The following is a 12,171-nucleotide window of genomic DNA, read 5'->3' on the forward strand; positions in this document are numbered from 1 at the left end:
GAATTGCATCCTTGTTTACTTCTCATAAACCTCGGGCTTCAAGATGCCGATAATCGGCAAATTGCGGTATCGCTCCGCGTAATCGAGCCCATACCCGACGACGAAAGCATCAGGCAGCACAAATCCTTTATAGTCCGCTTCCAGTTCCACCTTGCGTCCGGTCGGCTTGTCGAACAGCGTAACCAGCGTGATGGATTTGGCGCTGCGGCGCTCAAGCACGTCGATGAGATAACTGAGCGTAAGCCCGCTGTCGATGATGTCCTCGACAATGAGCACGTCGCGTCCCTGCACCGAAGCGTCAAGGTCCTTGATGATTTTGACGACGCCGCTCGTCTTGGTCGATTGACCGTAGCTGGACACCGCCATGAAGTCGATCTCAAGCGGAATCGTAACGGCCTTCACCAGATCCGCCATAAAAATAAACGCGCCTTTGAGCACGCAGATGACAAGCGGATTGCGACCTTCGAACTCGCGGCTGATGGTTTCGCCAAGCTCTTGCACCTTCTGCTGAATTTGGTCTGCGTCGTAAAGCACTTCTTGAATGTCGTTCAGCAACACGGGCCCTCCTAAATGTTTCTTGCCTATACTATGAATGGTTCCGCGCATCTTATTCGGACAAATGGGTCAAACGGTAAAATCCGACGCAAACCGCGCTTTCATGCGAATGACGCTTCGTGTCGAATCCGTGATTTGAGCCGAGGCCGATCTGCGAATGCCAGGAATCCATAGCACCAATCCATTGGCGTCGACAACGATCGGCAGCACCTCGCGGCGCGAGGGAGCAACACGATCATCAACGAACATATCTTGTACTTTTTTGGTGCCGTTTAAACCAAGCACCGCCATACGGTCGCCGGGCCGCCGGTTTCGTATCGTGAGCGGGTAACGAATCGCGTCGGCGTCGAACAGCGCCTCCAGCCGGTTTCCCGGACGTTGCGCAGCCGATGCCGCCATCGCTTCGAACGTCAAAATGCCTTCCGCTTCGGGAAGCAGCAAGGAAGTCGTTCCTTCCTCCGCTTCGTAAGCGTATCCGTCCGGAGGTCTCTCTTCTCCCGAGGGACGAACAAAAAGCAAATTGTCGTACTCGCGCACGAACCGGATGCCTCCGCCTGCATCGAAGCTCCACGTCGTGGCTGCGCTCTCGAGGGCTGCAAGCCGTATCGTTTCTATGCTTTCGAATGAAGTGGTTTCCGTTTCCAAGCCAATATAACTCAATATTAGTTTAATCAATCTCCTTTGTAAAGCGACGTGCAGACCGAGCAGCGCTTTGCGGTTCAATTGGCATCCTTCGCGGTAAGGCAGCACATGGCGTTCGTAAACCGCCTTCGTTTCTTGCGCGAGCCAGTCGTCCTCGGCCGCCGCAAGCTCCGCCAATCGGACGAGCGACTGCGGGAATTGCGGGTTATGCGCCGACAGGTACGGCAGGATATCCAACCGGACAACGTTGCGAAAATAATGCTTATGCCCGTTGCTGCTATCATGACTGTACGGGACGGCCCACAAATCGCAGTAGCGCAGGATGTCTGCCTTGTATTTACGCAAAAGCGGCCGAATAAGTTCCACGTTTTTTTCGAATCTCGAAATCGGGATGCCGGCCAGTCCGCCAAGACCGGTCCCGCGGATGATTCGCATGAGGACCGTCTCCGCTTGATCGTCGGCATGATGGGCGAGCGCGATACGCGACGCTCCGTATGTATGGGCAATGCCATGAAGGTAGGCATAGCGCTTCTCGCGGGAAGCGGCTTGGCCGTTCATGCGCGATTCTTCTATATAAGCAGGCATGTCGATAAAGGTAGATTCGCAGGGAACGCCGAGCGCGGCGGCGTACTGCCTGACCGTCTCCGCTTCCCGCGCGGATTCCTCGCCGCGGAAACCATGGTCGACGTGGGCGGCGACCAGCGTCAGGCGCTCGGGAGCCGAGAGACGGTGGAGCAGATGCAGCAGCGCCATGGAATCCGGCCCGCCGGACACCGCGACGACCAGCGTGTCGCCCGGCGACCAAAGCTTTTCTTCCCTGGCAAGTTCCGTCAACTCGCTCAGCCATTCGTCCACTATCTTTCATTCCTTCCCGCGGTTCTGGTTCGCTAGCGTATCCCTACTATATTGAAGTCGCGCCGCGATGCAATCGCGGATTCTCTCTCATTAGAGCCCCGAGCGCAGCAGCCAATATACCGTCGTCGCGAGGACCGCGGCCGAGAGCGCGAACAGGCCCTTCATCCAGCGCGGCGCCGGCGCGCCGGCATGGCCGCGCTCGCGGTTCGGACGGTGCATCCATTGCTGCCAAGAGGCAGCCGCTTCGCGCGCGTTGCGGAATTCGCCGTAGAAGGCCTTGCGCAGCCAGCCGCTGAGCGGTTTCAACTGCGGGCTCGTCGCGGCGAGCTTCGCCAGCTCCTCCTGCGTCCGCGTCTGCGGCAGCAGCCCGGCCGACAGCTGCGCCAGCCTGCGCCCTTCGTAAAGCTGAACGCAAAGAACGGCGAACGAGAACAGGTCGTAGCCCGCATCCGCCGTGCGCGATCCGGCATTCCAATACCCGCGGTCGTAGATCTCGGTAAATTGCCGGACCCCTTTCCCGAACGCCGTGGCGCCGCCGTAATCGACGAGCTCCGGACGCCCGTAATCTTCGACGATGACGTTCTCCACCTTCAAATCGCCGAACGCCCAGCCCGCTTCGTGCAGCTCCGCCAGCTTGCCGAGCAGATGAAACCCGACGACGGGGAGCCATTCTTTGCCTTGACGCTCGAGATAGTCTCCTAACGTCATCCCTTTGATATAACGCATCACATAGAAGGGATAATCCTTCCCGTCCGCGGCCTGATAATCATCCACATCGACCAGAAACGCGCCGGACTTGGAGCCCAGCCTGCGTTTCTGCCCGGCTATCGCCTGCAGCACGTTGACCTCGGACTGCAGGTCCACCGCGTCGGCGCCGAGCTTGAGCGCGTACAAGTACCGCTGCCGTTCCACCAAGAACACCTTGCCGTTGGCGCCTTCGCCGAGCGGCTTCTCGACCCGGTACGCGCCCTGCTTCCATTTGCCCCGGATCAGCGTGCCGCGCGGCAGGCTCCAATCAAACGACGTAGTCACTCATCATCCCGTCCGTTTCATCATTCTTCCTATTACCATAATCGGCTTTCCGGTAAAAATCAATGACATGCAAAATCGCCGGACCCGTCGGCGTCGTACCGCGCATCTGCAGACGCGGAAAAATCGCGTTCACGCCGCCGATATCCGCCGTCCAGTCCAAGTCCATTCTGCAGTCTTCGCCGTATGCCGAGCCGGGAAAATGAAACACCGACAGCTCGCTGCCGCCCTGTCGCGAGCGCAAGCTGAGCGCCAGATCGCGGATCGCTTCCTCGACCGCTTGGAGCTTCGGCTTCATGCTGGCGCTGGCATCGATCAGCAAGGCCACCCGAAGCTGGCTCGTCTCGCTGAGCTCGTCGATGACGCGCACGACTTCGCCGCGCTTCTCCGGCGGAAGCTCTTCGATCGAAGAGGCTCCGAGCACCTGCTTCAGCTCGCGGTGCACGGCATGCTGAATCGTCTGCACGACGGTTTTGCGCGTGAGCATCTGAACCGTCTGGGACAGCTGGCGCGTATGGGAAAGCCGGCTCAAGCCGCCGCCGGCTTTGGCGATTTCCTCGATCTCCGTCGTGCCGAATTCGACCAGGTCGCCTTGATCGACGATGCCGACCACGTTGACCGTAATCCCGGCGGCATACGCCTGCGCGGCCGCGACTACCGGACTGACGCCGACATTGGAGCATCCGTCCGTCACTAATAGAATCTGCCTCATTGTACATTCCCCCAAAAGCTTGAGATTAAAACGCTTGGCAGCTGATGCTGGCTAGCACTCGTTCTATCAGCATTGCCATAAATGGAAGAGGCTAATCCTGCTCTCGGGACACACGGCATAAGAAGCCTGCCGCGGGCCGGCAGGCTTCTTGCGATTCTCTCGATTCTATGAGGCGGATCGGACGACCCCGCTATCATTGGTCGCGCAGAATGGCCGGCACGCGCGCCGGCGGCTGGGAACCGGGCGTTCGTTTGCGCTGCCGGGCGATGAACATTCGCTTCGGCTGGCCGGATTCGGAAACGCGTTTGAACGGCTGAAGGTCCGGCGCCTGTTTGGGCGGGCGAAGACCGGATGATTCATCCGGACGCTTGCGATGGACCGCTTCGCGCGGCATAGGGGCGTCGGGCGCCGCTCTCTGCTGCCGACGTTCGAGCGTCGCGCGAGCAGGCTGCGGGATGTCCGGCGCCGCTCTCTGCTGTGGACGTTCGGACGTCGCCCGAGCAGGCTGCGGGATGTCCGGCGCCGCTCCCTGCTGACGACGTTCGGACGTCGCCCGAGCAGGCTGCGGGATGTCCGGCGCCGCTCCCTGCTGTCGACGTTCGAGCGTCGCCCGAGCAGGCTGCGGGATGTCCGGCGCCGCTCCCTGCTGTCGACGTTCGAGCGTCGTCCGAGCGGGCTGCGGGATGTCCGGCGCTTGGCCGAACCGCCGCAGCTCGACTATCCGTTCGCGCTTCGCCGCTTCGGGAGGCGGCGGCACCCGGAGCGCCCAATGCTCCCGCCCGGGCAGCCGGTCCTCCGGCATTCGTATGCGCGCCCGCCTCCGCTGCGCCTTGACTCCGCGTTCCTCCGCCGCTTCGTTCCACCCGTTCAACGCTGCCGTGCTTCTATTTAAAAATGCGCCTCGCATCAACTTATATCCATTCATCTCAGCTCACCGTCCTCGGACGCTCGACCGTGGGTCTACCAGGCCAGCGGAATGTTGCCCACTCGGGCTGATGCTTGTCCACTCTTGCGACGACAACCGTCATATCATCCACAATGTCGCCTTTGTGATACCGTACCACCGTATCGAGAAGCGCGTCCGCAATCTCCTGCGGGTTGTCGGTTTTGATCTCCTGGATGACCCGTTTCATCCACATCTCCTTGTTCACGGCATGTCCCGGGGCATCGTAGATGCCGTCGGTCATCATGATGAGCGTGTCTCCCGGCTGCAATTGTACGCGAATCAGATCTATGTCAATGTCCTGCAATATCCCTACCGGCAAATTGTTGGCCGAGACCGGAATCACTTCGTTCCCGCGCTTGATGAAGCTGGGCGTTGATCCGATTTTCAAGAAGGTCGTCTTCGCCGAATACATGTCGATCAGCGCTACGTCGACCGTTGCGAATACTTCGTCCGAGGATCGAAGCAGGAGCACGGAATTGACCGATTTGATGGCCAGCTTCTCGTCCATGCCGGACTGCAGCAATTGCTGCAGGATCGTCAGCGCCGCGCTGCTTTCCTGCTTCGCCCGCTCGCCGTTGCCCATGCCGTCGCTGATCGCCACGGCAAACTTGCCGTTGCCCAGCTCGACCGTGCTGAAGCTGTCTCCCGACAGCAAATCCCCGCCTTTGGCAAGCCCGGCCACGCCGGTATCGACCTCGAACGCCTTGGCGGTGCCGAAGACGACCAGCGCGGCGCCGCCGTCCTTCTCCGGCAGTTTCTCCGACATGACGGCGATCGGCTCGCCCAGGATATCGGAGAGGAGCGGCGCAATGATTTTGCGGCACTCGTCATAGCCTTGCCCGAAGGTGTGGTACACCTCGATTTCAACATTCCCCTCCTCCAAGTTAATGACTTCGATGCCCTGTATCGATAAACCGAGCCCTTCCAGCGCTTCTCGGATTTGTTCTTCCTGCAAGTGCAGCTGCTGCCCTTCCCGTTGAATTTCCCTCGCCAGGTCTTCCATGACCTGCGAGACGCCGGACAGCTGCTCCGCCACGAGCTGACGCGAGTCGTTCAGCTGCTTCCGCCATTGAAGATCATGCTGATACAGTTCATGCTGCTGCTGCATCACCCCAAGCACCTGATGCGTCTTGGTGCAATGCACGCTCCACTCCCTCGGCACCTCCTTCGGCCCCATGCGGCGGCCCTCTTCCACGGTCGACATCATGTTCGTCATCATGCGGTACGTGTCATAAAATTTCCCCTCCCAACAGAGATCTTTTCGGTGGCAGCCGCTGCAAACCCGCTCCGCCGCCGCATTCATGAAGTGACTGACCGTTTCTTCCCGCTTGTCCTTCTCGTCCGTGCCGCCGCCGAACTGCCCGAAGCTTCGGGACAACTGACGAAACACTTCCGAGAACTGCGTCACTCGCTGCGCCGTCACGTCCCGTACGCGCTTGGCGTACTCATGCTGGGATTTGACGTGTTCTTGCGTGCCGGGCACGTATTTGGAAATGATGCGCGTAATCGATTTGGGGGTGGCGAGCAGCAAAGCCGCCGCGATGACGGACTCCCACGTGGAAGCCATCACGTCCGTCTGGTTCCCCACGTAGATCGCAAGGATGGAGGAACCGAGCAGCATGCCGAAGGCGACGGCCATTTTGCCTCCTTCGCGGAGCAGACCCGCCAGCATGCCGGCAAACGCGAGCAAGCTCATCTGCACGATCGCGTTGGCATCCGCCAAGCTTAAGATGAGACCGGCCACGACGCCGACGGAAGCGCCGAGCGGCGCGCCGCCGACCAAGGCGAAGAGGAGCAGCATATAGCGCGACATGATGTGTTCGATGGATAACCCTTCTATGGTCCAGCCAACGGCTCCCGTCATAATGGAGGCCAGCATGATCATGAGGCAAATGATTTCTTCGTTCTTGAGCGAAGAGGTCTTCTTCGTGAACGTCAGCACGGGAAGGGCTTGCACGAAGACGAGAGTGAGCACGAAGCCAAGCGACGCCTCGACGCCGACCATCATCAGCTCGTACCAGCCAAGCGAGCTCTGCGTGACGACGCCGAACAGCCGCACGAGCAGCGTGGCCAGGAACACGAGCAGCGGCGAGTAGGAGAGCTCGGCCCTTTCGTAGGCCTCCAGCCCGCGCAGCAATAAGTAGACGACCGCGAGTTCCATGGCGATCCACATCGGGTCCGGCGAGACGGCGAACCAGCTGCCGGCGATGATCGTCGCGGCTACCGGCAGATGCAGATCCTTTCGCAAAAAGTAGATGACGGTGAAGTACGCGACGGCGAACGGGGTGAGCGATTCCAGAATGACGGCTCGTCCGAGGAGGAAGCCGACGGCCATGAGTATGAACGTCCATTTACGGGAGGCGACGATACCCGCGAGTCGAAGGGCACCTGTGCGGGTCAACCCTTTATGAAGCGCCGATTGCACGAAGCTTGTTTTGCGCACGCCTGGGAACATGACGACTTTCGGTTTGACTGCCATGGTGAGAAGCACCACCCTTTTCGAAATAATGTATCGCCATTATAGAGTCGGGCAAACGAGAAAGTTTGTCAGAAAGCGTTGTCACCGCCAAAGTTTTTTCCGACAATTTCGCCGCGGCGGGCGGCGGCGTGTCGCCGGACCGGCATCCTGCTGTATGTCTGGGATTCAGCGTGGGCTGCGGTGTTCCGCCGCGTTGCCTTTCAACAAAAAGCGTGGCCGATTGTTGCGCGTCCGGTGACGATTCGCCGTCCGAAACTGTCGGGATAGCGTGAGAACAAGAGAAAAGTTTTTTCCGTGGGCGGGTATATTTATGACGTGGGCTGCATAAAGAGGTCACAGAGGGAAAGAAAAATCAAAAAAGGCAGTGCCGAATGGGGCACTGCCTTCAAAGATGCTATGCAATTAAACGCGTTTCGCTCCGCGACCGCCGCGTTTGGATTCCGTGTTCTTCTTCAGGGAGGACATACGTTCTTCGCTGTCTTTCAGGAAGCGTGACATTTTATCCTCGAAAGAAGGCTTGCCGTAAGCAGGTTTGCCGCCGCCGGCTTTATTAAATGGACGTCCGCCGCCGCCACCGCCGCCTGGACGATTGAAACCTCCGCCGCCGCCGGGTCCGCGATCTCCGCCGCCGCTCGGACGGTTGAAGCCGCCTGGCCGATCTCCGGTGCGCTCGCGCTGAGGAGGTACAGAACCTTCTGGCCGGTCGATTGCTTGTTTGATGGAAAGCCCGATTTTCCCGTCTTTATCTACATTAATGACCTTCACTGTAACGACATCTTCCAGTTTCAGATGGTCTTTAACGTCTTTGACGTAGTTATCGGCAATCTCTGAGATGTGAACTAGCCCTGTGACACCTCCCGACAAATCGACGAATGCTCCGAAATGCGTAATGCCTGTCACCTTGCCTTCTAACTTGGCGCCCACTTCAATTGCCATAGGTAAAAATGTTCCTCCCTAACCGTTATGAGAAGCATCTCGCTTCGAGATCCGCAGCTCCAGCATCCGCGGGTAAAAAATGAGGTAAGCCAAGATGATGAACTGGCCGGCGCCGTCTTCGTGCGGCAACCGAGAGCGTCACCCTGTGAAAGCGAAAAATTGCGGTTACTTAAGCTAAGTATACTCGAACGGCAGAAGCAAGGCAACAGACGTATACCCGTTTTGCCGCCCGGCTACGGCCTTGGGACGACATCGATCTGTTTCTCGCCCTTCTTGACCATCCCGAATTCCTGCGTCGCCTTCAGTCCGATATACTCCGGATCGTTCAGCCGCTTGAGCTCGAGCTTTAAGTCTTCCGATTGCTTGGTCGCTTCGTTGAACTTCTGCTTCGCGGCAGCCAATTTCTCCTCCGCTTGGCCTTGATGGTGAAGCTGCGTTATGAATGTATAGAGCGCCCAGCCCATGAAAAGCGTGACGAACATAAACCAAAGCTTAAGCCTGCGTTTCGATCCCGCGCGGTTCGCAGACGATGCGTTAGAGTTAGCGGCAGCCATTCATGGACCCCCTGACGTAAGTTTAATCATCTTCCTTCTTCGCGTCGTTGCGGTTCTTCCAGCGCTGCCAAAGCCCCTGCACGGCGCCCTTGCCCGTCTGAAAACGTTCCGCAACCCGCCATTTGGCGATAATCGGATATACCCGCTTCTTGCACCAGCGAAACACCGGTTTCCAAATCGGCTTCGTCATCCAGGAGATCAGAAGCCAAAGCGGACGGAATAATTGTATCACAATTTTGAAGAGGAAAATAGTAAACGCCCGGAAAAAGGCCAAAACGAGCCTTGCCAGCCGATACAGCAAAACGAGCGGTTTCACGATCAAGATCATGAAGGCTTGGATCGTGAACTTCGTGACGGCGCGAACGGTCTGAATGAGCAGCTGCACGACCCTGACGGTGATCTTGCTGAACAGCCAATAGTAGCAGGCGATGCCGAGCAGCAGCCCCAGGAACACATAGAACCGCACTTCCCCGTGATTGCTCGACGAAAGCACCTGGAACACCGCGATCGTCGCGGCGATCCAGTACAGCAGATCGAAAATCGGCACCCAGATGCGGCTGATCCGCAGCTCGTCCGATACGACGCGGTAGCCGTCGAAAACGATGCCCATCCCGATCCCAGAGAGAAGCATCGTCATCATGGTCCACCATTGCACGCTGAGGCTTACGCTCACTTGAAGATCTTCCCGAACAGGCCCTTGGATTTAGAGGCCGAATTGCCGTCCAAATACGTGAGCGAATGAACAAGCCCTTCTATGGCGACAAGCCCCTGCTCCAGGCTCAGATGCTTCATGTGCAGATTTTGCCCGCGGATCGCCAGGAAGCCAAGCTCCGTCTCCAACAGAAACTCTTCCACGTCGAAGCTTTCCACGTTCATGACGCCGGTAATCTCAAGGATCTTGCGGTTAAGCATTTTGATTTCCTGGCGTTTCTGCGTTTTGTTCCCCTGCTCCATCACTGCCCCGTCCCCCTTCTACGAGCCTACTAGTAACTGAGACTAGCCTATGAGGAGCGGACAGGTTTTAGAACTGATGCGAAGCGTGCCGTTTCCACGCCGCATGAACGGCCCTCCACCCGCGAACGGCGTCCTATTCATCGCGGATTTGCCCGCGCCGGGCGGTTTCGCGCATAAAAAAAACGGCCCCGTCCGGTGGTGCCGGATGAGGCCGCCTGCGCTTACTGCCAGTCGAGCTTATTGTCGGGCTGGCGCGATTCTTCCTTCAACAAAGTATACATCCCGCTCGCCTCGTCCTTCTTGGTCGTCTCCGCGATCCGCTCGACGCGGACGGTGACGATCTTCTGGCCGTATTGAATCTTGAGCTCGTCGCCGGCTTTGACGTCGCTGCTCGCTTTGGCTTCGCGGTCGTTGATCCAGACGCGCCCTTGATCGGACACGTCCTTGGCGACGGTGCGCCGCTTGATCAGACGCGATACTTTGAGGAATTTATCCAGACGCATGCTTACTTGATGGCGTCTTTCAATTTGTTGCCGGCTTTGAACGCTGGTACCTTGGATTCCGCGATCGTGATCGGGTTGCCCGTTTGCGGGTTGCGGCCCGTGCGGCCGGAACGTTTGCGCGTCTCGAACGTGCCGAAGCCGATCAGCTGCACTTTATCGCCGCCTGCGAGGGCGTCCGTGACTTCGCCGAGGAAGCCGTTCAGCACCGATTCCACGTCGCGTTTGGTCAAGCCGCTCTTTGCTGCAATGTTGTTGATCAAATCCGTTTTGTTCATCGTAAAAATCCTCCTATTAATTCAAATATGGTTGTAGGCGGCGCGAAGACCGCCAGTTAGCCTCGTTTCCTCAAAACGTACTATTCTGCTCGTTAGCAAAAAAATCCTGCCTGACTGGAAAATATTTTTGTGTTTTATGAGGAAATTAGCCGAATTTTGACGAATCTTTCTGGACTGCTAGGGAAGCCGCTTCGCTTCCTCCCAGTAACGATCCATCTCTATTAATTCAGTTTGGTCAAAGGAACGCCCGCTTATACGAAGCTGCTCCTCAATATATGAAAATCTCTTCATGAACTTCCGGTTGGTGCGCGAGAGCGCCTCTTCCGGATCGGCATGGATGAATCTGGCGGCATTGACCGCCGCGAACAGCAGATCGCCGAGCTCGCCCGCCTGCTCCTCCGCATCCTTCGCCGCGATCGCTTCCCTCAGCTCGCCGAGCTCCTCTTGGATCTTGTCCAGCACCGGACCGATCTCGTCCCAGTCGAAGCCGACCTTGGCCGCTTTCTTCTGAAGCTTGTAGGCTTTCATGAGCGCCGGCAGATCCGGCGGAATGCCGTCCAGCTGCGAAGCCTTCGAAGGATCGATGCCTTTGCGGCGTTTCTCCTCGGCCTTCATCTCTTCCCAGTTCCGCAGCGCCTCCTGCGCGTCTCCCGCGGCCGAGTCGCCGAACACGTGCGGATGGCGGAACAGCAGCTTCTCGTTCAGCGTCTGGATGACGTCGTATACCGAGAACGTGCCGAGCTCCTCTTCCATCTGGCTGTGCAGCATGACCTGCAGGATCACGTCGCCGAACTCCTCGCGCATGCCGTCGGGATCGTCGTTGTCGAGCGCTTCGATCGCTTCGTACGTCTCCTCGATGAAATTCTTGCGGATGGACTGGTGCGTCTGCTCCATGTCCCACGGACAGCCTTCCGGGCTGCGCAGGATGCCCACGATCTCGTGCAGCCGCTCGAAGCTGCGGTTGCGCAGGCGCTCGTCCGTCGACCGCGGCAGCCAAATGAGCGACAGATTGCCGAAGCCCGGCGTCCGGTCCAGCTCGTAGAGCGGCACGGTCAGGATCCGCTCCTCGCCCGGCACGCCGAGCGCATGGCCGATCGTGACGGGATGGTCGTCCGGCAGCACTTCCATGAGCGTCAGCTTCACGTCCGATGCCGTGAAGGCGTCGTATACCTGGCCGATGACGGTATGCAGCTCCGTCCGGATGAAGGACGGCTTCAGATCGGCGGCGTCGAGCAGCTGGAAGCCCTCGATCGGGTCGAAACCGAGCCTCGTGAACGCTTGGTCCAAGAAGCTCTCGCCGCCCAGAATGGTCAAGGCGATGCCGTGCTCGGGGCAGCGCTCGCGGAGCAGCTGCACCGTGCGCTCCGCGACCATCGGATGGCCGGGCACGGCATAGATTAGCGACTGCTTGGCCGCCGCCTCCTTGAGGAGCGCGTCCGCGATGGCTTCGTAAACGTCGGGAAAGGAATCCAGCTGCTCGTAGAACGAGTCGAAGGATCGATACGCAAGCTGATGGTCGCTGAACAGCCGCATCATGGGATGCTTGTCCGTCCGCACGTAGCGGTGAGCGGCCTCCTGAAGCTTGCGCCACGCGCCGAGCGTGAGCTGATCGGCGTCGCCGGAGCCCAGCCCGACGACGGTAATGGTCGGTTGCATCGTTCGTTACCTCCTGGCAATGATTTCTCGCCTAACTGGATTCATTATAGCACTCCGTTCCCGCGAACAGAAAAA

The 12,171-nt window shown here is 58.7% G+C and carries 13 protein-coding genes; all 13 read right to left on the reverse strand.

The features are described 5' to 3' along the window. Positions 1 to 15: 15 nt before the first annotated feature. Positions 16 to 555: a hypoxanthine phosphoribosyltransferase gene (hpt, locus tag GT019_RS29735; RefSeq protein ID WP_161747086.1), complete on the reverse strand. Its 540-nt coding sequence runs from the start codon at positions 553 to 555 to the stop codon at positions 16 to 18. Positions 556 to 624: 69 nt separating this feature from the next. Further along, on the reverse strand, positions 625 to 2,052 hold the full coding sequence (gene tilS / locus GT019_RS29740; RefSeq protein WP_161747087.1) for a tRNA lysidine(34) synthetase TilS: 1,428 nt from the start codon (positions 2,050 to 2,052) through the stop codon (positions 625 to 627). Positions 2,053 to 2,142: 90 nt separating this feature from the next. Continuing rightward, positions 2,143 to 3,084 carry a serine/threonine protein kinase gene (locus GT019_RS29745; protein ID WP_161747088.1) on the reverse strand — a complete coding sequence of 314 codons (942 nt, stop codon included), beginning with the start codon at positions 3,082 to 3,084 and terminating at the stop codon, positions 2,143 to 2,145. Continuing rightward, complete coding sequence (locus GT019_RS29750) at positions 3,068 to 3,793, reverse strand: vWA domain-containing protein (RefSeq protein ID WP_161747089.1); 726 nt, start codon at positions 3,791 to 3,793, stop codon at positions 3,068 to 3,070. Before GT019_RS29750 ends, GT019_RS29745 begins: the two co-directional genes overlap by 17 nt. A 193-nt stretch (positions 3,794 to 3,986) precedes the next feature. After that, positions 3,987 to 4,664: a hypothetical protein gene (locus GT019_RS29755; RefSeq protein WP_161747090.1), complete on the reverse strand. Its 678-nt coding sequence runs from the start codon at positions 4,662 to 4,664 to the stop codon at positions 3,987 to 3,989. A 55-nt stretch (positions 4,665 to 4,719) separates the two neighbouring features. Beyond that, positions 4,720 to 7,218, reverse strand: coding sequence for a stage II sporulation protein E (spoIIE, locus tag GT019_RS29760; RefSeq protein ID WP_161747091.1), 2,499 nt, complete (start codon positions 7,216 to 7,218; stop codon positions 4,720 to 4,722). Between the two features lie 402 nt (positions 7,219 to 7,620). Beyond that, positions 7,621 to 8,154, reverse strand: coding sequence for a S1 domain-containing RNA-binding protein (locus GT019_RS29765; protein ID WP_161747092.1), 534 nt, complete (start codon positions 8,152 to 8,154; stop codon positions 7,621 to 7,623). Between the two features lie 233 nt (positions 8,155 to 8,387). Further along, positions 8,388 to 8,708, reverse strand: coding sequence for an FtsB family cell division protein (locus GT019_RS29770; protein ID WP_161747093.1), 321 nt, complete (start codon positions 8,706 to 8,708; stop codon positions 8,388 to 8,390). Between the two features lie 22 nt (positions 8,709 to 8,730). Next, positions 8,731 to 9,381 carry a spore cortex biosynthesis protein YabQ gene (yabQ, locus tag GT019_RS29775; RefSeq protein WP_328804069.1) on the reverse strand — a complete coding sequence of 217 codons (651 nt, stop codon included), beginning with the start codon at positions 9,379 to 9,381 and terminating at the stop codon, positions 8,731 to 8,733. After that, positions 9,378 to 9,662, reverse strand: a complete 285-nt coding sequence (gene yabP / locus GT019_RS29780) for a sporulation protein YabP (RefSeq protein ID WP_161747134.1) — start codon at positions 9,660 to 9,662, stop codon at positions 9,378 to 9,380. Before yabP ends, yabQ begins: the two co-directional genes overlap by 4 nt. A gap of 221 nt (positions 9,663 to 9,883) precedes the next feature. Beyond that, positions 9,884 to 10,165 (reverse strand): RNA-binding S4 domain-containing protein, encoded by a 282-nt coding sequence (locus tag GT019_RS29785; RefSeq protein ID WP_161747094.1) that lies wholly within the window; start codon positions 10,163 to 10,165, stop codon positions 9,884 to 9,886. A 2-nt stretch (positions 10,166 to 10,167) separates the two neighbouring features. Then, positions 10,168 to 10,440: an HU family DNA-binding protein gene (locus GT019_RS29790; RefSeq protein WP_161747095.1), complete on the reverse strand. Its 273-nt coding sequence runs from the start codon at positions 10,438 to 10,440 to the stop codon at positions 10,168 to 10,170. 177 nt (positions 10,441 to 10,617) lie between these two features. Next, complete coding sequence (gene yabN, locus GT019_RS29795) at positions 10,618 to 12,096, reverse strand: bifunctional methyltransferase/pyrophosphohydrolase YabN (RefSeq protein ID WP_161747096.1); 1,479 nt, start codon at positions 12,094 to 12,096, stop codon at positions 10,618 to 10,620. Between the last annotated feature and the right edge of the window lie 75 nt (positions 12,097 to 12,171).

The organism is Paenibacillus glycinis (genome assembly GCF_009909185.1).
In the GTDB taxonomy this organism is placed as follows: domain Bacteria; phylum Bacillota; class Bacilli; order Paenibacillales; family Paenibacillaceae; genus Paenibacillus_Z; species Paenibacillus_Z glycinis.

Excerpts from the sequence above, each read along its gene's own strand:
- GT019_RS29765 (WP_161747092.1), bottom strand. The coding sequence starts at position 8,154 with ATGGCAATTGAAGTGGGCGCCAAGTTAGAAGGCAAGGTGACAGGCATT.
- GT019_RS29750 (WP_161747089.1), bottom strand. The coding sequence starts at position 3,793 with ATGAGGCAGATTCTATTAGTGACGGACGGATGCTCCAATGTCGGCGTC.
- spoIIE (WP_161747091.1), bottom strand. The coding sequence starts at position 7,218 with ATGGCAGTCAAACCGAAAGTCGTCATGTTCCCAGGCGTGCGCAAAACA.
- yabP (WP_161747134.1), bottom strand. The coding sequence starts at position 9,662 with ATGGAGCAGGGGAACAAAACGCAGAAACGCCAGGAAATCAAAATGCTT.
- GT019_RS29770 (WP_161747093.1), bottom strand. The coding sequence starts at position 8,708 with ATGGCTGCCGCTAACTCTAACGCATCGTCTGCGAACCGCGCGGGATCG.
- GT019_RS29790 (WP_161747095.1), bottom strand. The coding sequence starts at position 10,440 with ATGAACAAAACGGATTTGATCAACAACATTGCAGCAAAGAGCGGCTTG.
- GT019_RS29785 (WP_161747094.1), bottom strand. The coding sequence starts at position 10,165 with ATGCGTCTGGATAAATTCCTCAAAGTATCGCGTCTGATCAAGCGGCGC.
- yabN (WP_161747096.1), bottom strand. The coding sequence starts at position 12,096 with ATGCAACCGACCATTACCGTCGTCGGGCTGGGCTCCGGCGACGCCGAT.